The 20,159-nt window shown below is 67.2% G+C and carries 21 protein-coding genes; 13 read left to right on the top strand and 8 right to left on the bottom strand.

Annotation, left to right across the window (positions count from 1 at the left end; all coding sequences use genetic code 11):
• Positions 1-43: 43 nt before the first annotated feature.
• From CAL26_RS07785 to CAL26_RS07795, 3 genes are read right to left on the bottom strand one after another with little or no spacing between them, the layout of a single operon-like run.
• Positions 44-541, bottom strand: a complete 498-nt coding sequence (locus CAL26_RS07785) for a DoxX family protein (protein WP_218831520.1) — start codon at positions 539-541, stop codon at positions 44-46.
• A gap of 26 nt (positions 542-567) precedes the next feature.
• The gene (locus tag CAL26_RS07790; RefSeq protein WP_094846348.1) at positions 568-801 is read right to left on the bottom strand and encodes a tautomerase family protein; all 234 of its coding nucleotides are present in this window, start codon (positions 799-801) and stop codon (positions 568-570) included.
• 57 nt (positions 802-858) lie between these two features.
• Positions 859-1,599 (bottom strand): SDR family oxidoreductase, encoded by a 741-nt coding sequence (locus CAL26_RS07795; RefSeq protein ID WP_094846349.1) that lies wholly within the window; start codon positions 1,597-1,599, stop codon positions 859-861.
• 118 nt (positions 1,600-1,717) lie between these two features.
• Here CAL26_RS07795 and CAL26_RS07800 point away from each other — a divergent pair, with 118 nt between their 5' ends.
• Entirely contained in the window at positions 1,718-2,626 is a 909-nt protein-coding gene (locus tag CAL26_RS07800) for a LysR family transcriptional regulator (RefSeq protein ID WP_094846350.1), read from the top strand.
• Between the two features lie 118 nt (positions 2,627-2,744).
• Here the strand turns inward: CAL26_RS07800 and CAL26_RS07805 are convergent, their stop codons facing one another.
• Complete coding sequence (locus tag CAL26_RS07805) at positions 2,745-5,972, bottom strand: Rne/Rng family ribonuclease (RefSeq protein ID WP_094846351.1); 3,228 nt, start codon at positions 5,970-5,972, stop codon at positions 2,745-2,747.
• Positions 5,973-6,673: 701 nt separating this feature from the next.
• Between CAL26_RS07805 and CAL26_RS07810 the strand changes: the two genes are divergently transcribed.
• The 4 genes from CAL26_RS07810 to msrQ all read left to right on the top strand — a co-directional run bounded on the left by CAL26_RS07810 (position 6,674) and on the right by msrQ (position 9,982).
• Positions 6,674-7,579 carry an RluA family pseudouridine synthase gene (locus CAL26_RS07810; protein ID WP_094846352.1) on the top strand — a complete coding sequence of 302 codons (906 nt, stop codon included), beginning with the start codon at positions 6,674-6,676 and terminating at the stop codon, positions 7,577-7,579.
• Between the two features lies 1 nt (position 7,580).
• Positions 7,581-8,237 carry an HAD-IA family hydrolase gene (locus tag CAL26_RS07815; RefSeq protein WP_094846353.1) on the top strand — a complete coding sequence of 219 codons (657 nt, stop codon included), beginning with the start codon at positions 7,581-7,583 and terminating at the stop codon, positions 8,235-8,237.
• A 99-nt stretch (positions 8,238-8,336) separates the two neighbouring features.
• On the top strand, positions 8,337-9,311 hold the full coding sequence (gene msrP / locus CAL26_RS07820; RefSeq protein ID WP_094846981.1) for a protein-methionine-sulfoxide reductase catalytic subunit MsrP: 975 nt from the start codon (positions 8,337-8,339) through the stop codon (positions 9,309-9,311).
• On the top strand, positions 9,311-9,982 hold the full coding sequence (msrQ, locus tag CAL26_RS07825) for a protein-methionine-sulfoxide reductase heme-binding subunit MsrQ (RefSeq protein WP_094846354.1): 672 nt from the start codon (positions 9,311-9,313) through the stop codon (positions 9,980-9,982). Before msrP ends, msrQ begins: the two co-directional genes overlap by 1 nt.
• Positions 9,983-9,993: 11 nt before the next feature.
• Here msrQ and CAL26_RS07830 read toward each other — a convergent pair whose 3' ends face one another.
• The 4 genes from CAL26_RS07830 to CAL26_RS07845 form a co-directional block, all read right to left on the bottom strand.
• A complete protein-coding gene (locus CAL26_RS07830; RefSeq protein WP_094846355.1) occupies positions 9,994-11,256 on the bottom strand; it encodes a S1 family serine peptidase in 1,263 nt (420 codons plus the stop codon).
• 108 nt (positions 11,257-11,364) lie between these two features.
• Entirely contained in the window at positions 11,365-12,213 is an 849-nt protein-coding gene (locus tag CAL26_RS07835) for an N-acetylmuramoyl-L-alanine amidase (protein ID WP_256988174.1), read from the bottom strand.
• On the bottom strand, positions 12,210-12,941 hold the full coding sequence (locus tag CAL26_RS07840) for an SAM-dependent methyltransferase (RefSeq protein WP_094846357.1): 732 nt from the start codon (positions 12,939-12,941) through the stop codon (positions 12,210-12,212). The genes CAL26_RS07835 and CAL26_RS07840 overlap by 4 nt, the downstream gene beginning before the upstream one ends.
• Positions 12,938-13,537, bottom strand: a complete 600-nt coding sequence (locus CAL26_RS07845) for a Maf family nucleotide pyrophosphatase (RefSeq protein WP_094846358.1) — start codon at positions 13,535-13,537, stop codon at positions 12,938-12,940. Before CAL26_RS07845 ends, CAL26_RS07840 begins: the two co-directional genes overlap by 4 nt.
• A gap of 186 nt (positions 13,538-13,723) precedes the next feature.
• On the opposite strand from CAL26_RS07845, the gene CAL26_RS07850 reads away from it, so the two are divergent.
• The 8 genes from CAL26_RS07850 (at position 13,724) to fabF (ending at position 20,153) form a co-directional block, all read left to right on the top strand.
• Positions 13,724-14,293, top strand: coding sequence for a YceD family protein (locus CAL26_RS07850; protein WP_094846359.1), 570 nt, complete (start codon positions 13,724-13,726; stop codon positions 14,291-14,293).
• Between the two features lie 52 nt (positions 14,294-14,345).
• The gene (gene rpmF / locus CAL26_RS07855; RefSeq protein WP_066346671.1) at positions 14,346-14,528 is read left to right on the top strand and encodes a 50S ribosomal protein L32; all 183 of its coding nucleotides are present in this window, start codon (positions 14,346-14,348) and stop codon (positions 14,526-14,528) included.
• 63 nt (positions 14,529-14,591) lie between these two features.
• The gene (gene plsX / locus CAL26_RS07860; RefSeq protein WP_094846360.1) at positions 14,592-15,671 is read left to right on the top strand and encodes a phosphate acyltransferase PlsX; all 1,080 of its coding nucleotides are present in this window, start codon (positions 14,592-14,594) and stop codon (positions 15,669-15,671) included.
• Positions 15,671-16,663: a beta-ketoacyl-ACP synthase III gene (locus CAL26_RS07865; RefSeq protein WP_094846361.1), complete on the top strand. Its 993-nt coding sequence runs from the start codon at positions 15,671-15,673 to the stop codon at positions 16,661-16,663. The genes plsX and CAL26_RS07865 overlap by 1 nt, the downstream gene beginning before the upstream one ends.
• A 38-nt stretch (positions 16,664-16,701) precedes the next feature.
• On the top strand, positions 16,702-17,637 hold the full coding sequence (fabD, locus tag CAL26_RS07870; protein WP_094846362.1) for an ACP S-malonyltransferase: 936 nt from the start codon (positions 16,702-16,704) through the stop codon (positions 17,635-17,637).
• Between the two features lie 10 nt (positions 17,638-17,647).
• Positions 17,648-18,379: a 3-oxoacyl-ACP reductase FabG gene (gene fabG / locus CAL26_RS07875; protein WP_094846363.1), complete on the top strand. Its 732-nt coding sequence runs from the start codon at positions 17,648-17,650 to the stop codon at positions 18,377-18,379.
• Positions 18,380-18,505: 126 nt separating this feature from the next.
• Positions 18,506-18,745 (top strand): acyl carrier protein, encoded by a 240-nt coding sequence (gene acpP, locus CAL26_RS07880; RefSeq protein WP_003813816.1) that lies wholly within the window; start codon positions 18,506-18,508, stop codon positions 18,743-18,745.
• 178 nt (positions 18,746-18,923) lie between these two features.
• Positions 18,924-20,153: a beta-ketoacyl-ACP synthase II gene (gene fabF / locus CAL26_RS07885; RefSeq protein WP_094846364.1), complete on the top strand. Its 1,230-nt coding sequence runs from the start codon at positions 18,924-18,926 to the stop codon at positions 20,151-20,153.
• The last annotated feature ends 6 nt before the right edge of the window (positions 20,154-20,159 follow it).

Here is a 20,159-nt window from a genome sequence, read left to right on the forward strand (position 1 = left end):
GGGCCGCGGCCACGCCTGGGTGGCTCCACCCAGGCGGTCCGATCTACAGCCGTTTCGCGATCCCGCGGTCCAGCGCATAGGCGCCGCCTCCGCGACCCGCCATATACAGCGCCAGCACGCCCATCAGCACCGGGTACTCGATACCCCGGTCGATCCACGGCCAGGTCGGCCCCAGCGCATAGCTGATCGCCGCCATCTCGACCGCGAACAGCAGGGCCATCGCCCGCGTGCACAGCCCCAATCCCAGCATCAATGCCCCGCCGGTTTCCAGCAGCATGACCAGGAAAGCCAGTTGCGGCGCGAACGGCAGCCCCATCGCCGTCCGGATCAGGTTGATCGAGCCCGCCATCGGGTCCGCCATCGACCCATGCGACACGCCCAGCGCCTTGGGCAGGCCATGCGTGAACAGGACGACGGCGAACGCCACGCGCAGCACGGCATAAAGCATGGGCTCGCAGCCCGTCATGCGGGTATTGAAATGCGCGAGTCGTCCGCGCCACCCGGGCAGTTCCTTGGCAACGGACAGTTCATTGGCGGTCATGGCAGGCTCCTTTTCGGTATCGGGGTTCAGCTGGACTTGTCCTGCCCCGGGGCGGGGGCGAGCCCCATCTTGGCCAGGGTCAGCGTTTCGTCGGCGCGGCCCCAGCCGCCGTCGGCGACTTCCTCCACCAGCACCATGGAATAGGGGCGGGCGGCCTCGCCGAAGTATTCGACGAACATGGCCGTGGTCCGGTGGATGATTTCTTCCTTGCGGGCGTGATCCAGAATCCCTTCGGGGAACTTGTAGTTGGCGAATGGCATGGTTGTTTTCCTTGAAAAATCGGGATAAGGCGGCGCTACCGCCTGGGCCAGAATGGGTCAGGCAAAGCCGCCGTTGGCGCGCAGGACCTGGGCGTTGACCCAGCCGCCGTCCGGCCCCGCCAGGAACGACACCGCGCCGGCGATGTCTTCCGGGGTGCCCAGGCGTTGCAGCGGGGCCAGGTTGGCGATGTGCTCGATCTGTTCCGGCGACTTGCCGTTCAGGAACAGCTCGGTGCCGACCGGACCGGGGGCGACGGCATTGACCGTGATGCCGCGGCCGCGCAGTTCGTTGGCCAGCACGCGCACCAGTCCTTCCACGCCGGCCTTGGACGCGATGTACGGGCCATAGGCGGGGAAGGACTTGGCGATGACGCTGGTGGACAAGGCGATGATGCGTCCACCTTCGCCCACCTGCGCGGCGGCTTCCGCCAGGACCAGGAAGGCGCCGCGCAGATTCGTCGCGATCACCTTGTCGAAGTCGGCCAGGCTGCCGGTCGCGATCGGCGCCATCGGCATGATGCCGGCGCTATTGACCACCACGTCGATGCGGCCAAATGCCTGCCGGGCCTGCGCGAACAGCGCGGCCACGTCCTCGGGGCTGGCGACGTCGCCCTGTATGGCGACGGCCTTGCCGCCGGCCGCCTCGATCGCCGCCACCGTTTCCTGGGCCTTGGCTGCATTGCCGGCGTAGTTCACCGCAACCGCGTAGCCATCCGCCGCCAACCGGACGGCGATGGCGCGGCCGATACCGCGTGAGCCACCGGTGACGATGGCCGCTTTCTGCTGGGTTGTGCTCATGGGGTAACTCCTTGTTGTGTAGGGCGATGCCCGATGAAGTGCATTGTTCTTGTTTATGCTTTTGGGATAAATGCATTAGGATTGCTATCTAAATTCAACCCACAACAACAATTCCATCGTGGACCGCTTCGAATCCCTGCAGCTCTTCACCCGCATCGTCGAGTCCGGCAGCTTCAGCCAGGCGGCGGCGTCCCTGGACATTCCCCGGGCGACCGCCACCCACGCCATCAAGGCCCTGGAGTCCCGCCTGGGCACGCGGCTGCTGGAGCGCACCACGCGCCACGTCCGTCCGACCCTGGACGGACAGGCTTTCTACGAACGCTGCGTGTCGGTGCTGAGCGAACTGGACGACGCCGAGGCGTCGCTGCAGCACATCGCCTCGAATCCTCGCGGGACCTTGCGGGTGGACATGCATGGCACGCACGCGACGCAGATCGTCCTTCCGGCCATTCCGGAGTTCCGCGAACGCTATCCCGGCATCGACCTGGTGGTCAGCAGCGGAGACCGCCTGGTCGACCTGGTCAGGGAAGGCGTGGACTGCGTGATCCGCGCGGGCACGCCGCGCGATTCATCCCTGGTGGCCAGGCGCCTGGCGGCGCTGCCCCAGGCGATCTGCGCCAGCCCGGAATACCTGGCGCGTTTCGGCACGCCCACGCACCCGGACGATCTGGCGCAACACCAGGCGGTCAAATTCTTCTCGAGCAGCGGTGCGTCGGACTACCCGCTGGAACTGATCGTCGACGGGAAAGTGCAGGCCTACATGCTGGACGGCTGGATGTCCGTCAATGACGCGGAAAACTATTACGTTTGCGGACTGCGCGGCTGCGGGCTGATCCAGATTCCGCGTTTCCACATGGAAGAAGCGCTGCGCGACGGCCGGCTCGTGGAGGTGCTGGCGGATTGGCGCAGCCCCGACATGCCGCTGGCGGCGTTCTATCCCCACCACCGGCAGCTGTCGCCGCGGGTGCGGGTGTTCATCGACTGGTTGACGAAACTGTACGAGACGCGCTTCGGGCCTTTGCCTTGAGTCTTCCGAACGGCCGGCTGGCCCGGCTGCGGGTACCGCGCAAGCAAAAAGGGCTGCCCCGACCGGGACAGCCCTTTCTGCTCGAGGTCCGCCGGGATCGGCGGAACCGCGGCTTGCCTTAGTGGCGCGTTTCCACCTGGACCAGCGGCGAGGACGACACCGGCGCCACGGGCTTGCGCTCGCGGCCCAGGCGCATCGGCGTATGGCTGGCGGCCATGCGCTGCTGGGTCTGGGCGTGGCGATCCGGATCGGTCTCCACCCAGGTCAGGCCGGCGGCATTGACGACGTCCTGCAGGTTTTGCTTGGAACCCGATTGCGCGGGCGCCGGCGCGGAAGCCTGGACCGGCGCGCTGGTGGCAGCCACCGGGGTGGCGGACACGGGCTCGGCCGCCCGAGGTTCGCTGACCGGGGTGATGGCCGGCTCGGCCTTGTACGCTTCGGCAGCCTGGGGCGCCACGTACGACGGCGCGGCGGCAGGCTCGGCTTGCGCGACCGGGGTCGCCTGGGCGGGAGCGGGCGTCACGGACGCCGGGCGGGATGCCGGTTCGTCGGCGGCCGTCGCCGCGACGGGAGCACCCGGCGCACCATCGGCCGTGGCCGGCGCCGAGGGCAGCGTGGTGCTGACCGGCACCGGCTGCGCGGGCGCCTGAGGGACGGGCGCGGCCCAGCGGTCGGCCGGCGTGCCGGTTTCGGCTGGCGCGGCTTCCTGCGGCGCGACGGGGGCGGAGGCAGGTGCCGACGCAGGCGCCGGGGCAAACGCCTCCTGGCTGGCGACCGTCTCCACCGGCGCCACCGTCGGGATGGCCTGGGGAACGCTGGTCGCGACGGGCTCGGCGGTCTGCACGGGCGTCGGCTGCTCGGACTCGACCGGGGTGGCGACTTCGGACAGCGCGGCCTGGGCTTCCGAGGCCAGTGCCTCGTCGCCTTCCGCCAGGCCGTCCTGGCCGGCTTCGCCGGTCACGCCGGTGCCGTCCTCGTTGGCGCGGCGGCCGCGGCGGCTGCGACGGCGGCGGCGCTTGCGCTCGGGGTCGTTGCCCGCGTCCGCGCCTTGGCCTTGCTCGTCGGTTTCCAGCGCCATATCCGCGGCGTTGTCGGCCGTTTCGTCGGCGTTGTCGGGCGGAAGCGCGGCGGCCACGGTTTCAGCCAGGGCCGCGACCATGCTTTCCTGCTCGCTCATGGGACCGTCGGCCTGGTCTTCGCGGCGGCCGCGTCCACGGCCACGGCGTCCGCGATTGCCGCGGGGCGTGGCTTCATCGCCGGTTTCCGGCGCCAGGGCGCGTTCGGGATGCGCCTGGGCCTGGGCGATGATCTCGCGCTGCTGGGCTTCGGCATTGCGGGCGGGGCGTTCGCCGCGTTCGCCGCGTTCCGTGCGTTCGGCACGATCCGGACGCTCGCCGCGTTCGTTCCTGTCGGTGCGCTCGCCGTCGGCGCGGCGTCCGCCGCGCACGTGGTGGCGCAGGCCTTCGCCTTCCGCCGCTTCCGGACGGGCTTCATGCCGGCGGTTGCGGTTGCGATCGGAGCCGTGGCGTTCGCCGCGGCGATCCTGGCCGTCGTGGGTGCGCGACTTGGCGCGCGTATTGGCGCGACGGGCGTCCGCCGGCTGGGCGGGCTCCGCCGCGGCGGGCGTGGCTTCACCGCCGGTGAACCAGCCCATCACGCGCTTGAACAGGCCGCCCAGGCCGGGCGCGGCGGGCGCCGCGGCAGCGACCGGGGCCGGCGCGGGCGCGGTGGACATGGGCGCCGGCTGGGCCGGGGTGATGCCCTTGACCAGCGCCTCGGGGCGGGCCTTGATTTCGTGTTCGCGCGGCGCCCAGGCGACTTCGGTGGCGGGCGCGTCGGCCAGCTCGAAGCTGGTCTTCATTTCCTCCAGGCGCGGGTCGTCGTGGCGCAGGCGTTCGATATGGTGATGCGGCGTTTCCAGGTGCTTGTTGGGGATCAGCACCAGGTTGACCTTCAGGCGGGCTTCCATCTTGGCGATGTCGGCGCGCTTTTCATTCAGCAGGAAGGTGGCCACGTCCACCGGCACCTGTGCGTGCACGGCGGCGGTGTTTTCCTTCATGGCTTCTTCCTGCAGCAGGCGCAGGACGTGCAGGGCGCTGGATTCGGCGTCACGGATCACGCCGGTGCCGTTGCAGCGCGGGCAGGTGATGTGGGAGCCTTCGTTCAGGGCCGGACGCAGGCGCTGGCGCGACAGTTCCATCAGGCCGAAGCGCGAAATCTTGCCCATCTGCACGCGGGCCCGGTCGAAATGCAGGGCATCGCGCAGGCGCTGTTCGACGGCGCGCTGGTTCTTGCCGTCTTCCATGTCGATGAAATCGATGACGATCAGGCCACCCAGGTCGCGCAGGCGCAGCTGGCGGGCCACTTCGTCGGCCGCTTCCTGGTTGGTGCGCAGGGCGGTTTCCTCGATGTCGGCGCCGCGGGTCGAGCGCGCCGAGTTCACGTCCACGGCCACCAGCGCTTCGGTATGGTCGATCACGATGGCGCCGCCGGAGGGCAGGGTCACCGTGCGCGAATACGCGGTTTCGATCTGGTGTTCGATCTGGAAGCGCGAAAATAGCGGAACATCGTCGCGGTAGCGCTTCACGCGCTGGACGTTGTCCGGCATCACCACGCTCATGAACGCCGTGGCCTGATCGGCGATCTCGTCGGTATCTATCAGGATCTCGCCGATTTCCGGCGAGAAATAGTCGCGAATCGCCCGGATGACCAGGCTGGATTCGAGGTAGATCAGGATGGGGGCGGAATTATCGCGGGCGGCGCCGTCGATGGCCGTCCACAGCTGCATCAGGTAGGAAAGGTCCCACTGCAGTTCTTCGACGTTGCGGCCGATGCCGGCGGTGCGGGCAATGATGCTCATGCCCTGCGGCACCTGGAGCTGCTCCATGGTGTCGCGCAATTCCTGCCGGTCTTCGCCTTCCACCCGGCGGGATACGCCGCCGCCGCGCGGGTTGTTGGGCATCAGGACCAGGTAGCGGCCGGCCAGGGAGATGAACGTGGTCAGGGCAGCGCCCTTGTTGCCGCGTTCTTCCTTTTCCACCTGGACGATCAGTTCCTGGCCTTCGCGCAGGGCGTCCTGGATGCGGGCGGTGCGTACGTCGACGCCTTCCTTGAAATAACTGCGGGCGATTTCCTTGAACGGCAGGAAGCCGTGGCGGTCTTCGCCGTAGTTGACGAAGCAGGCTTCGAGGCCTGGTTCGATGCGGGTGATGATGCCTTTGTAGATGTTGCCTTTACGCTGTTCGCGGCCGGCGGTTTCGATGTCCAGATCGATGAGTTTCTGCCCATCGACAATGGCAACGCGCAACTCTTCAGGGTGCGTTGCATTGAACAACATGCGCTTCATGAGAGGGTTCTCCGTAGTCATGACACGCCGATATCGGCGCGTGACCTCGGGTCACCCGGGCTGCGGACTGCGGCAGAGCAAGCGTGCGAGGCAAACCTGAGCGCCGCCCAGGCCTGTCCGCGCCGGTCAGGCAGGCACTTCGTGCCAAATGGCACGGGGTTCGGTCAGCAGGGGAGTCAGGTTCACGTATTGTGGTTGACGAATAATTGCTGTGAACGACAGACGCGGCAAAGGGGTACGGCACGCGCCTGGTGCTTTAATACGACGGTGTTGCTTGTTTGCTTCAGAGCCGCGCGCGGCATGCAACGGACCTGGCTGGCACGCGTCAGGGAACTTGGCCTTCGCGTACTCGTCAGGGCGCGGTTGCGCCGGCGACCGGATGACCCCGAGGCTGAATCTGGCAGACGGTACAATAGCGGTCTGCGCACCGGACGGAATCGTCCCCCGACGGAGTTGCTCAGGAAAGTGCATCTGAACGTGCATCTCTACGCCAGGCGGCCATTCTGCCCCACAATTCAGCCCCTTAAGGCTGTCCCGATTATATGCCGCTTTTCGCAATGCGCAAAGAAGACACTTCCCGCCCTCGCCGCAAGCCCAAAGAAGCCCTCGCCCACGGCGGCCACGCCGCCCGGCCGGCACGTTCCGGCCCCGCCCCCGGCGCCCGTCCCGCGCCGGCGGCACAACCCGCGCCAGCCGTCCGGATGATCGAGATCGGCGACGAACACAGCGGCCAGCGGCTGGACAACTTCCTGTTCCGCGTCTGCAAGGGCGTGCCCAAGAGCCATATCTACAAGGCCATCCGCGACGGCCAGGTCCGCGTCAACAAAGGCCGGATCGCCGTCGACCACCGGCTGGAAGCCGGCGATCTGGTGCGCGTCCCGCCGCTGCGCCTGCCGCGGCCCGACGAGGCCCGCGCGGTGCCGCCGTCCGAATTCCCCGTCGTCTTCGAAGACGACGCCCTGCTGGTGGTCGACAAGCCGGCCGGCATCGCCGTGCACGGCGGCAGCGGCGTGGCCTTCGGCGTCATCGAGCGCCTGCGCGCCGCGCGCCCGCAGGCGCCCATGCTGGAACTGGCGCATCGGCTGGATCGGGAAACGTCCGGCCTGCTCATGGTGGCCAAGAAGCGCAACGCCCTGCTCAGCCTGCACCGCATGATGCGCGAAGGGCAGGGCGGCAAGCGCTATTACGCGCTGGTGTACGGCGATTGGGTCAATGACCGGCAGCACATCAAGCTGCCGCTGACCAAATGGACGACGGCGTCCGGCGAACGGCGCGTGCGCGTGGACCGCGACGGCCAGGCCGCCCATACCATCGTCACGCTGAAACAGCGCTATGGCAAATTCAGCCTGGTGGAAGCCGAGCTGCGCACCGGCCGCACGCACCAGATCCGTGTCCACCTGGCGTCCGTGGGATTCCCCATCGTCGGCGACGATAAGTATGGGGACGACGCGATCCGCCTGTCGTTCGCCCGCAAGGGTTTCGCGCGGATGTTCCTGCATGCGCACCATCTGGATATACCCCATCCCCTGACCGGGGAGCCCCTCAGCCTGGAGGCGCCCCTGCCTCCGGCGTGCCTAGACATTCTGAAAAGCCTGGAGTCCGACTGATATGCCCTATTCCTTGGTTGTGTTCGATTGGGATGGGACGCTGATGGACTCGACGCACAGCATCGTGGCGGCCATACAGGCCGCCTGCCGGGACCTGGAATTGCCGGTCCCGTCCGCCTCCCAGGCCAGCTGGGTGATAGGCCTGTCGCTGGAAAGCGCCCTGCGCCGCGCGGTGCCGGACCTGACCAACGCCATGATGCCGCGCTTCCTGGAGCGCTACCGGGTGCATTACCTGTTGCGCGATCCCGAGCTCAAGCTGTTCGACGGCGTGCGCGAATTGCTGGCCGAACTGGCCTCCCGCGACGTGCGGATGGCGGTGGCGACGGGCAAGAGCCGCGTGGGCCTGAACCGGGCGCTGGCCGCCAGCGGGCTGGTGGAGGCCTTCGATGCCACGCGCTGCGCCGACGAAACCTTCAGCAAGCCCAACCCGACCATGCTCTATGAAATCATGGACGAACTGGGCGTCCAGGGCGAACAGGTGGTGATGATCGGCGATACCTCGCACGATCTGCAGATGGCCACCAATGCCAAGGTGCATGGCGTGGGGGTGACCTACGGCGCGCATCTGCGCGACGAGCTCGAGGCCCAGGCGCCGCAGGCAGTGATCGAATCGGTGCCCGGCCTGCGCGAGTGGCTGCTGCCGCGGGTCGGTCTATAACGGAAAATTGAACCCCGGCGAAGCCCGGCTGCGGCACAATCGATGCCATACCATGCCAGCCGCCCCATGCGGGGCGCCTGGCGCCAGCCGGAGATCGTCATGCTCATACGCAAGCCTTCCGATGTACTGCCCTCGGAAATCACGCCCGAACCCGTGTGGCAATCCCGGCGCGCCTGGATGGCGCGGGCCGGGGCGGTCGCCCTGGGCGCTGCCGGCATCGGCGCCGCCGGCCTGGGCGGCCGGCAGGCCTACGCGGCGGACAGCGCGCTGGCGCCCCTGCCCGGCGCGCCGGACAAGCAGTTCGCCATCATGGACAAGCCCACGTCCTATGAAGACATCACGTCGTACAACAACTTCTACGAATTCGGCGTCGACAAGGGCGATCCCGCCCGTTACGCCAAGAGCCTGCGCACGCGGCCCTGGACGGTCAGCATCGAAGGCGAAGTCCAGAAGCCCCAGACCCTGGACATCGACGCGCTGCTGAAACTGGCGCCGCAGGAAGAGCGCACTTACCGTATGCGCTGTGTCGAAGGCTGGTCCATGGTCATCCCATGGGTAGGCTATTCGCTATCCGCGCTGCTGAACCAGGTGCAGCCCACCGGCAATGCCAAGTTCGTGCAATTCATCAGCGCCGCCCAGCGCGACACCATGCCCGGCCTGCGCTATCCGGTCATCGACTGGCCGTATGTCGAAGGACTGCGGCTGGACGAAGCCATGCATCCGCTGACGCTGCTTACCTTTGGCCTGTACGGCAAGGTACTGCCCAACCAGAGCGGCGCGCCGCTGCGCGTGGTCGTGCCATGGAAATACGGCTTCAAGTCGGCAAAGTCGCTGGTGGCCATCCGGCTGGTGGAAAAAATGCCGGTCAGCGCCTGGATGAAGGCGGCGTCCAACGAGTACGGCTTTTATGCCAACGTGAATCCCAACGTGCCGCATCCGCGTTGGAGCCAGGCCACCGAACGCCGCATCGGCGAAGACGGCCTGTTCAGCCCCAAGCGCAAGACCTTGATGTTCAACGGGTATGACCAGGTCGCGTCGCTGTACGCCGGCATGGACTTGAAGGCCAATTACTGATGCCAGCCGCCAGCCAGGCGCCGCGCCGGCAGTGGTCGGCGGCGACGGTCAGCCGTTTCAAGCCCATCCTGTTCCTGCTGGGACTGTTCCCGCTGGGGCGCTGGATATGGCTGGGCACGCATAACGGCCTGACGGCGAATCCGGTCGAGTTCCTGACCCGTTCGGCCGGCACCTGGACCTTTGTCTGCCTGCTGGTCACCCTGGGGATCACGCCCTTGCGGCGCCTGACCGGGCAGCCTGCCTTGGTGCGTTTGCGCCGTATGTGCGGGCTATTTACGTTCTTCTACGGCTTTCTGCACTTTATGTCCTGGGTGGGCTGGGACCGGGGCTTCGACCCCGCGTCCATGCTGCAGGACGTGGGCGAGCGGCCTTTCATCACCGTGGGGTTCGCCGCCTTCGTGCTCATGAGCGCGCTGGCCTTTACGTCCACCCAGGCCGCCATGCGGCGGATGGGCAAGCGCTGGCAGCGCCTGCACCGCGCGATCTACGCGATCGGCATCCTGGCCTGGCTGCACCTGTTCTGGCACAAGGCCGGCAAGCATGACTTCGAGCAGCCGGTGGTATACGGCAGCGTGCTGGCGGTGTTGCTGGCGTGGCGGCTGGTCGTGTGGGCGGCTGCCCGGCGCAAGGCTGGCGCCGCCCCGGCCCCGCAGGCATTGGCGCGGCGCTGACGACCAGGCTGTCAGCGCCCCAGGTCGGTCAATGGCACCGTGGCGCGGGCGATATAGGTGTTGCCGTCGGCGCTCGGCCTGGGCGCGCTGAAGAAAGCCCCGTAATGGGCAATGGGCGTGGCGCCGTCCGGGCAGTCCCAGGCCCCGGGCCGCGCGGCGTAGCGGCAGCTTCCCCGCTGGTAGCCGCCGTACGCGGAGGCCGTCCTGGCCAGGTAGGGCGCCACGGTGTGCCACTGTCCCGCCGCTTCGCAGGCGATCAGCGCGTAATCGTAATCGGCATCGTCATCGTCGTCGTCATCGGCAGCGGCAGCGGCAGCGGCATCCGCCTCGCCGGCGCGGGCGAACGTGCAGGTATAGGCGACCTCGCCATTGCTTTCGCGGTCTTCGGCCGGGAATCGGTCGACGGCGTGCTGGATCCAGCCCAGATGCTGCGAAACGTCGGTGAAAATCGCGTATCGGTTGATATCGCCATTGCCGTCGCCCGCCTGTTTCCTGGCGCGGGACCCCACGCCGGCCTGGCGCACGACCGTGCCGTCGCGCGACATGATCAACAAGGGCCCGCCCGAATCGCCCGGCAAGGCGTTGGTGAATCCGGCGTCCTGGTCCGGGTCGCCGACGCAAAGCTCGGCGTGGCCGATGGCGCCGCAGTGGGCGCGGCTTTCCAGCACGCTGACCTCCCCTTGCCGCAGGGTGTCGGCGTCTTCCAGGGCGTTGCGCCACTTCTTGCCGAAGCCGATGACCATCGCGCGTTGCGCGACAGGGGGGCTTTCCCTGCTCAAGGGGACGACCCGCAGGCCCAGTATGTCGGGCGCGATGGGCGTGGTCAGGTGCACCAGCGCGATATCGTTGTCCGCCAGTTTTTCGCCCTTGCCGTCGGCGTAGGTATCCGGCGGGATGGGGAACACCAGCTTGTCGTAGCTGGCCTGGTAGATGTGCCGGCCGATTTTCCACATGCCCACCTGGATTTCGTCGAAGGACTTTACGATTTCCACGCCGCCCGAGGCGGGCCGGGCGATGCAATGCGCCGCGGTGAGCAGCCAGCGGGGCGCGATCAGGGTCGCGCCGCAGGCCGTCACGCCGTCGTTGAAGCGCGGCGCGATATAGGTGTAATAGGGGAAGCGGCCCGGTGGCGCATCGTCGCTGGCGGGCCGCCGCGCGCGGGCCCGGGAGGTCTCGCCGGAATCCGGGTCCGGCGTGCCCTGGGCGGGCGGCGCCGCGCCCGCCAATAAAAAGCCGATTGCGATTGAATTGACTGCTTTCGTGAACGTGATCATGGTGCTGGAGCTGAAGCGCGCCGTACCGCCGGCGCGGAAACCGCCGGCCGTCCGATGGCGCGAGCACGCCGGATCGCCTGCCGGGACGCGCTTCGTCCGTTTACCGGATCATCCGGTTCCATCCGCCGGCTGCTGTTCCTGCTCGGCGACGGGCAGGGCCAGCAGCAGCGCCGCCGTTTCCGCGTCGGGAATGCCGTCGTAGCGGGCAGGGCGGTAGTGCATCTGGAATGCCGCGATCACGCGGCGGGTCTGGTCGTCCAGGATGCCGCTGTCCGGTACCGGGTAGCCGGCCAGCCGCAGGCGGTGCTGGAACCAGCCTGCGTCGGGCAGGCCGTTCTTCGCGAAGAACGCCTGGAAGAGCGGCGCCGCTTTTACGTCGTACCAGCGCCCCAGTCCGGCGTCGGCCAGGCGGTGCCAGGGAAACAGCGGTCCGGGATCGACCTTGCGCTGCGGGGCGACGTCGCTGTGCGCGACGATGTTTTCGGGCCGTACGCCGTGGCGGCGCGCGATGTCGCGGACCAGCAGCATGACGGCCTGAATCTGGTTTTCGTGGAAAGGCGCCCAACGCAGCGTGCCATCGGGGGCCCGCGTGTCCCCGCCGTTGACGATCTCTATGCCGATCGACGCATTGTTGATGGAGGTGTGGCCATACCAGCTGCTGGCCCCCGCATGCCAGGCGTTACGGTCCTCGGGCACCAATTGGTACACATGGACCGGCTGGGTATCGGTGACCAGGTAGTGCGCGCTGACATCGCCGCGCGACAGGGTCAGCAGCGACGCCCGATCGTCGCCGGCGGTGTAGTGCAGCACGATGAACCGCACGCGGCTGTCCTGGCTGACCGCCTGGATCGAACGGTCGATTTCCAGGTCGGGCGCCCGGCGCGTCGCGCACCCCGCCACCACCAGGATGGCGAGCAGGCTCAGGCTCGCGCGGACGATGCCGGGCCGGATGGTCATCGCGCCAGATAGAGGAAAAGCGTGGGCTTCTTGTCCAGGTCCGGCGCCGGACGGCTCTTCCAGTCGGCGATGGTGCGCGTGCGTATCCATTCGTCCGGCGTGGTCAGCGAGCGCGCCACGCACAGCCGGGTATCGCCGCGCAGCGTGTCGACCAGCGCCGAGAACATGGCGGCATTGCGGTAGGGCGTTTCGATCAGCAACTGCGTCTGGTTGGCGCGGCTGGATTGCTGTTCCCAGCTGCGCAACTGGCGCGTACGTTCGTTCGGCTCGACCGGCGCATAGCCATGGAAGGCAAAGCGCTGGCCGTCCAGCCCGCTGGCCATCAGCGCCAGCAGGATGGAAGAAGGCCCGACCCACGGGCGCACCGTCAGGCCCATGCCATGGGCGATGTCGGCCACGCGCGCCCCCGGGTCGGCGACGGCGGGGCAGCCGGCTTCCGACACCAGGCCGATTTCGCCGCCCTGCTTCAAGGGGCGCAGCCAGGCCTGGATCTGCGCGCCATCGGTTTTTTCCGCCAGCGTATGGATGGTGATGTCCTGCAGCGGGCGGACCGCGCCCACCTGTTTCAGGAAGGCGCGCGCGGTCTTGGCATTTTCGGCGATATACGTATCCAGGCGGGCGGCCAGCGCGCGCACCTCGGCGGGCAGCCAGCGGTCCACGGGCGCGTCGCCCAGGCCGACCGGGATCAGGTGCAACTGGCCGGGCTGGCCCGGCGATTCCGGGCTCATCGTCCGGCTCCCGCCTGGGTGAGCGGGTCCAGGCCGAATCCGGACAGCATGCCGGTCAGTGCGATCAGCGGCAGCCCGATGATGGCGGTGGGGTCGTCGCTGCGCATGCTTTCCATCAGCGCGATGCCCAGGCTTTCCGCCTTGGCGCTGCCGGCCGTATCGTAGGGCGTCTCGGCGCGCAGGTAGTGGTCGATGGCAGCGTCCGACAGGGGGCGGAAGCGGCACTGGGTGACGATATCGGCATGGACGGTCCGCTGGCCGTCCGTCACGGCCAGGGCGCTATGGAACTCGACTTCGCGGCCGGACAGCAAGCGCAGCTGCGCCCGCGCGCGTTCGAAGTCGCCCGGCTTGCCGATCGCCCTGCCGTCCACGGTGGCGACCTGGTCCGAACCGATGACCACGGCGCCCGGCTGTGCCGAGGCGACCGCGGCGGCCTTGGCGATCGCCAGGCGCACCGCCAGCGCCGCCGGCGCTTCGCCGGGCGCGGGGGTTTCGTCGACGCCGGGGGCGATGGTATCGAAGGGCAGGCGCAGCCGGGTCAGCAATTCCCGGCGGTAGGGAGAGGTGGAGGCAAGGATCAGGCGCGGCAAGGGCATGCGAGGTTTGACGGTAAGACGTAAGTCACGGTATTATCTAACGTTTTCGCGGAAATTTCGTTGCAGGGCTGTCGGGCGGTGTTTTTGCTGGGCGGCGGAAAAGAAACGAAGAAAGAAGCGGAAAAAAGAAGCGGAAAAAGAAGCGAAAGCGGAACAAGCCCTGCGTAGCTGGGCAAGGAAGTCAGTATGGCGCAGGCAGGCATTATCGACGCATTCGATTTTGCGCGATCGGGCAAGGAAGCTTCCGGCAGTTTGCCTTTGACGCGCTTCGGGCGCGCGATGGAAGGGCTGCCGTTGCAACCGCGCGACGAAACCGGCCAGGTCCACTGGGCGGTACGTGGCGAAACCGGCAAGCATGGCGAACCGCTGCTGCATCTGCAGGTGCGGGCCGCGCCGCTGCTGGTTTGCCAGCGCTGCATGCAGCCTTTTGTTTACCCCATCGATGCGCACGCAAGTCTGCATCTGGTGAAATCCGAAGCCGAACTCGATGACGGCCTCGGCGACGCCGCCCAGGAGGCGGACGACGCGGAGGCGGACGTCGACGAAGCGCCGGAAAAAGTGGTCGGTTCGCGCCATTTCGACCTGCTGGAGCAGGTCGAAGACGAACTGATCCTGAATATTCCCTACGTGCCCAGGCATGATGTCTGCCCGGGCGCGCCGCTGAAGACCAGCGCCGGCAAGCCGGCGCCGGACGCCGAAGCGGAAAGGCGTCCATCGCCGTTCGCGGTGCTGGAAAAATTGAAGCAAAAACATTGAGGTCAACATCGGGCCGCATCGCGTACAATGCGCCCCGTTTCTAGGAGTCATCATGGCTGTTCAACAAAACAAGAAGTCCCCGTCCAAGCGTGGCATGCACCGCTCGCACGATTTCCTGACCGCGCCGTCCACGGCCATCGAACCCAACACGGGCGAAACGCATCTGCGTCACCACATCAGCCCGAACGGTTTCTACCGCGGCCGCAAGGTCATCAAGACCAAGAGCGACGAATAAGGTCGTTCCGGATCGCGTGAACCGGACCCGCACTGATACGGCTGGCGCTGATACTTGGCACCCGTGATACGCATCGCCATCGACTGCATGGGCGGCGATATTGGCCTGCCCGTGACCATCCCCGCGTCGATCGAGTTCGCCCGCCGGTTTCCGGACGCGCGACTGCTGCTGGTCGGGCTGCCCGACGCCATCGAAAAAGCGCTGGCGGGGGCGCGCGATGTGCCGCGCGACCGGCTGGAAATCCTGCCGGCCTCCGAGGTCGTCACGATGGACGATTCCGTCGAAGTCGCCCTGCGCCGCAAGAAGGATTCGTCCATGCGCATCGCCGCGCAGGCGGTCAAGGACGGCCGCGCGGACGCCTGCGTCTCGGCCGGCAACACCGGCGCCTGGATGGCGATCTCGCGGTACGTGCTCAAGACCCTGGATGGCATCGATCGTCCCGCCATCGCGACGTCGATACCCAACCAGAAGGGCAAGTCCACCACCGTGCTGGACCTGGGCGCCAACGTCGATTGCTCGGCCGAGCATCTTCTGCAGTTCGCCATCATGGGCACGGCCCTGGCGCAGGCGCTCGACCATTGCGAGCGTCCCAGCGTCGGACTGCTGAACATCGGCGAAGAAGTCATCAAGGGCAATGAAGTCGTCAAGGAAGCCGCGGAGCTGCTGCGCGCCAGCCGGCTGAACTTCTACGGCAACGTGGAAGGCAACGACATATTCAAGGGCACGGTCGACGTCGTCGTCTGCGACGGCTTCGTCGGCAATGTGGTGCTCAAGTCCATCGAAGGACTGGCGCGGATGCTGTCCAGCATCATCCGCGAAGAATTCAAACGCAATCCCATCACCCTGCTGGCGGGCGCCATCGCGTCGCCGGTCCTGAACCGACTGCGCAAGCGCGTCGACAACCGGCGCTACAACGGCGCCGCCTTGCTCGGCCTGCGCGGCGTGGTCATCAAGAGCCATGGTTCGGCCGACAGCTATGCTTTCGGATTCGCGCTGCAACGGGCGCGCGAAGCGGTGGCCAGCAAGCTGCTGGAACGCACCAACCAGAGCATGGCCCAGATCAGGCAGCAGGGCATACCGACCAACACGTACACCAACGACGCGGCCATCACGCTGCCGCGCGCGGCAGGGGACCCCGCCTGATGAACCGCAATCCGCAGTATTCGGTGATCGCCGGCTCCGGCAGCTATCTGCCGCCGCGCGTCGTATCCAATGACGACCTGGCCGCTGAACTGGCCACCCGCGACATCCAGACGTCCGACGCCTGGATCGTCGAGCGCACCGGCATCCGCCAGCGCCACATCGCCGACCGCGGCGTGACGACCAGCGACCTGGCGGTCGAGGCCGCGCGCCGCGCGCTCGACGACGCCGGCCTGCAGCCGCAGGATATCGACCTCGTCATCGTCGCGACCTCCACGCCCGATTTCGTCTTTCCCAGTACCGCCTGCCTGTTGCAGGCCAGGCTGGGCATCAAGGGCGGCGCGGCCTTCGACGTCCAGGCCGTCTGCAGCGGATTCGTTTACGCGCTCACGACCGCCGACAGCTTCATGCGCGCGGGACGCTCGCGGCATGCGCTGGTCATCGGCGCGGAAGTGTTCTCGCGCATCCTGGACTGGAACGATCGCGGCACCTGCGTCCTGTTCGGCGACGGCGCCGGGGCGGTGGTGCTGTCCGCATCGGAAGAGCCGGGCATTCTGGCCGCGCAGCTGCACGCCGACGGCAGCCAGACCAAGATCCTGTGCGCGGCGGGCAACGTCGCCTATGGCGAGGTCGTGGGCGATCCCTTCCTGCGCATGGATGGACAGGCAGTATTCAAGCAGGCGGTCACGGTGCTGGAGCGTTCCGCGCGCGCCGTCTGCGAAGAAGCCGGCGTGACGCTGGACGCGGTCGATCTGCTGATCCCGCACCAGGCCAACGTCCGCATCCTGAATTTCCTGGCGCGCAAATTGGATCTGCCTGCGGACAAACTGGTCGTCACCGTCGATCGCCATGCCAATACCTCGGCCGCCAGCGTGCCGCTGGCGCTGGATGCCGCGCGGCGCGAAGGGCGGGCCAAGGCAGGCCAATTGGTCCTGATGCAAGGTGTCGGTGGCGGCTTTACCTGGGGTTCGGTGCTGGCGCGCCTGACCGCCTGAGCAGCCTCAACAACGCAATCTGATCTGATCGTTCATCGATGAAAATCGCTTTCGTATTTCCCGGGCAAGGTTCGCAATCGGTCGGCATGCTGGATGCCTGGCAGGGTAACGCGGCGGTGGCCGACGTGCTGGCGCGTGCTTCGGCGGCGCTGTCGCAGGACCTGGGCGCGCTGATCGCGCAAGGGCCGGCCGAGCAGCTGAACCTGACGACCAATACCCAGCCCGCCATGCTGACGGCCGGCGTGGCCATGTACCAGGCCTGGCTGGCCGCCGGCGGCCGCGCGCCGGACATGGTGGCCGGCCACAGCCTGGGCGAATACGCGGCCCTGACCGCCGCCCACGCCCTGGCGCTGGAAGACGCCGTGCGCCTGGTGCGCATCCGCGCCGACGCCATGCAGGCCGCCGTTCCCGTCGGCACGGGCGCCATGGCCGCCGTCCTGGGCCTGGCCGATGACGCGGTGCGTGCCGCCTGCGCCCAGGCAGCCCAGGGTGAAGTGGTCGAAGCCGTGAATTTCAATGCGCCCGCCCAGGTCGTGATCGCCGGACACAAGGCCGCCGTCGAACGCGCGTGCGAAGCCGCCAAGGCCGCGGGCGCCAAGCGGGCGCTGCTGCTGCCGGTTTCCGCGCCGTTCCACAGCAGCCTGCTGGAACCGGCGGCCGCCGTGCTGTCCCGGGCCCTGGCGGAAGTCAAGGTGGGGGCGCCGGCCATGCCGGTGCTGAACAACGTGGATGTCGCCACCCCTGCGGATCCGGCCGCGATCCGCGACGCGCTGGTGCGCCAGGCCTGGCACCCCGTGCGTTGGGTCGAGACCATCCAGGCGATGAAGGCGCAGGGAATCACGCACATCATCGAATGCGGTCCGGGCAAGGTGCTGACCGGCCTGGTCAAGCGCATCGATGGCGAATTGACCGGTCTCGCGATCACCGATCCCGCCTCGCTGGAAGCGGCATTGGCCGCCGTCGGGTCTCACTGAGGAAGCCTCCATGGAACTGCAAGGAAAGATCGCGCTGGTGACCGGCGCCACCCGGGGCATCGGCAAGGCCATCGCGCATGAGCTCGCGACCCGCGGCGCGACCGTCATCGGTACCGCGACGTCGGCGACCGGCGCCGACACCATCAGCGAGGCGCTGGCGCCCTTCAAGGGCCGCGGCGTCGTCCTGAACGTTACCGACGACCAGGCCTGCGATGCGCTGGTGGATGAGCTCGCCAAGGAAGGCGGCCCGCATATCCTGGTGAACAACGCCGGGATCACGCGCGACACGCTCGCCATGCGCATGAAGGACGAGGACTGGGACGCGGTCATCGATACCAACCTGAAGGCGGTATTCCGCCTGTCGCGCGCGGTCATGCGTGGCATGATGAAGGCCCGTTGGGGCCGCATCATCAATGTGACGTCGGTGGTCGGTTCCAGCGGCAATGCCGGGCAAGCCAACTATGCCGCCGCCAAGGCCGGCGTGGCGGGCATGTCGCGTGCGCTGGCGCGCGAACTGGGCAGCCGCAACATTACCGTCAATTGCGTGGCGCCCGGTTTCATCGATACCGATATGACGCGGGTGCTGGGGGAAACCCAGACGGCGGCCCTGCTGCAGCAGATTCCCCTGGGCCGGCTGGGCTCGCCGGGCGACATCGCCCACGCGGTCGCGTTCCTGGCGGGGCCGCAGGCCGGTTACATTACCGGCACGACGCTGCACGTGAACGGCGGCATGTATATGTAATTTCCGGATCCCGACCGGCGCGCCGGATGGCCTGCCGAACGGGAATCCATTTTTGTCACAGCCCGGCGTTGGCATTAAGCTGCGCTTGGCTATAATTCGCGGGATTTTTCCCAATTGGAGATCTGCATGGAAAGCATCGAACAGCGCGTCAAGAAGATCGTCGCTGAACAACTTGGCGTCAATGAAGCCGAGATCAAGAACGAGTCTTCCTTTCTTGACGACCTCGGTGCCGATTCGCTCGACATGGTTGAGCTGGTCATGGCCCTCGAAGACGAATTCGAGACCGAGATCCCCGACGAAGAGGCCGAGAAAATCACGACCGTGCAACAAGCGATTGACTACATCAATTCGCACGGCAAGCAGTAAGCGATCAGAGCCTGTCTTTCCTTGCGCGGCGCGCGGCGCCACGTCGGGAACCAGGGCGGTTTTTGGACTATGCCGCGCGGGTGCTGCGCGGGGCGGCGACAGCCTGCCTCGTGACGCTCTTTTCCGCGCAAGCGGCGTATTCCAGGCCGCCTTTCTTTTGTCTGTTTAGGAGTCATCCGTGAAACGACGCGTCGTCATCACCGGACTCGGCATCGTGTCCCCCGTGGGCAATGACGTGTCCAGCGCCTGGGACAATATCGTCAACGGACGTTCCGGCATCAGCCGTATTACCCGTTTCGATCCTTCGGCGCTGACCACTCATATCGCGGGCGAAGTCCGCGATTTCGACGTCACGCAATACATGCCTGCCAAGGAAGCCCGGCAGATGGATACCTTTATCCATTACGGGTTGGCGGCCGGTGTCCAGGCCTGGCGCGACAGCGGCCTGGAGGTCACCGAGGCCAATGCCGAACGCATCGGCGTCATCATCGGCTCCGGCATCGGCGGTTTGCCGCGCATCGAAGAAACCCAGACCGATCTGCTGGCGCGCGGTCCGCGCCGCATCTCGCCGTTCTTCGTGCCGGGCGCCTTGATCAACCTGATTTCGGGCCAGTTGTCCATCATGTATGGATTCAAGGGGCCCAGCTACGCCGTGGTGTCCGCATGCACCACCGGCCTGCACAGCATCGGCGATTCCGCCCGCATGATCGAGTACGGCGATGCCGACGTCATGGTCGCGGGCGGCGCGGAATCCACCGTTTCGCCCCTGGGCATCGGCGGGTTCGCCGCGATGCGCGCGCTGTCCACGCGCAATGACGATCCGGCCACCGCATCGCGTCCGTGGGATCGCGACCGCGACGGTTTCGTGCTGGGCGAAGGCGCAGGCGTGGTGGTGCTGGAAGAATACGAGCATGCCAGGAAACGCGGCGCCCGCATCTATGGCGAATTCGTCGGCTACGGCATGAGCTCCGACGCGCACCATATTACGGCCCCCGACAAGGACGGTCCGCGCCGCGGGGTGCTCAATGCCTTGCGCAACGGCGGCCTGAATCCGGAAGACGTGCAGTACGTCAACGCGCACGGCACGTCCACGCCCCTGGGCGACAGGAACGAGTCGGACGCCTTGAAGCTCGCCTTCGGCGATCATGCGCGCAAGCTCGTGATCAATTCCACCAAGTCGATGACGGGCCACCTGCTCGGCGCCGCCGGCGGTATCGAAGCGGTCTTCACCACGCTGGCCGTCTACAATCAGGTCTCCCCGCCCACCATCAATATCTTCAACCAGGATCCGGAGTGCGATCTGGATTACTGCGCGAACGAAGCCAGGGAGATGACCATCAACGTTGCGCTGTCCAATTCGTTCGGGTTTGGCGGCACCAACGGATCGATGGCCGTGCGGCGAATGTAAGGGAGC

Source organism: Bordetella genomosp. 9 (genome assembly GCF_002261425.1).
Classification (GTDB): domain Bacteria; phylum Pseudomonadota; class Gammaproteobacteria; order Burkholderiales; family Burkholderiaceae_B; genus Bordetella_C.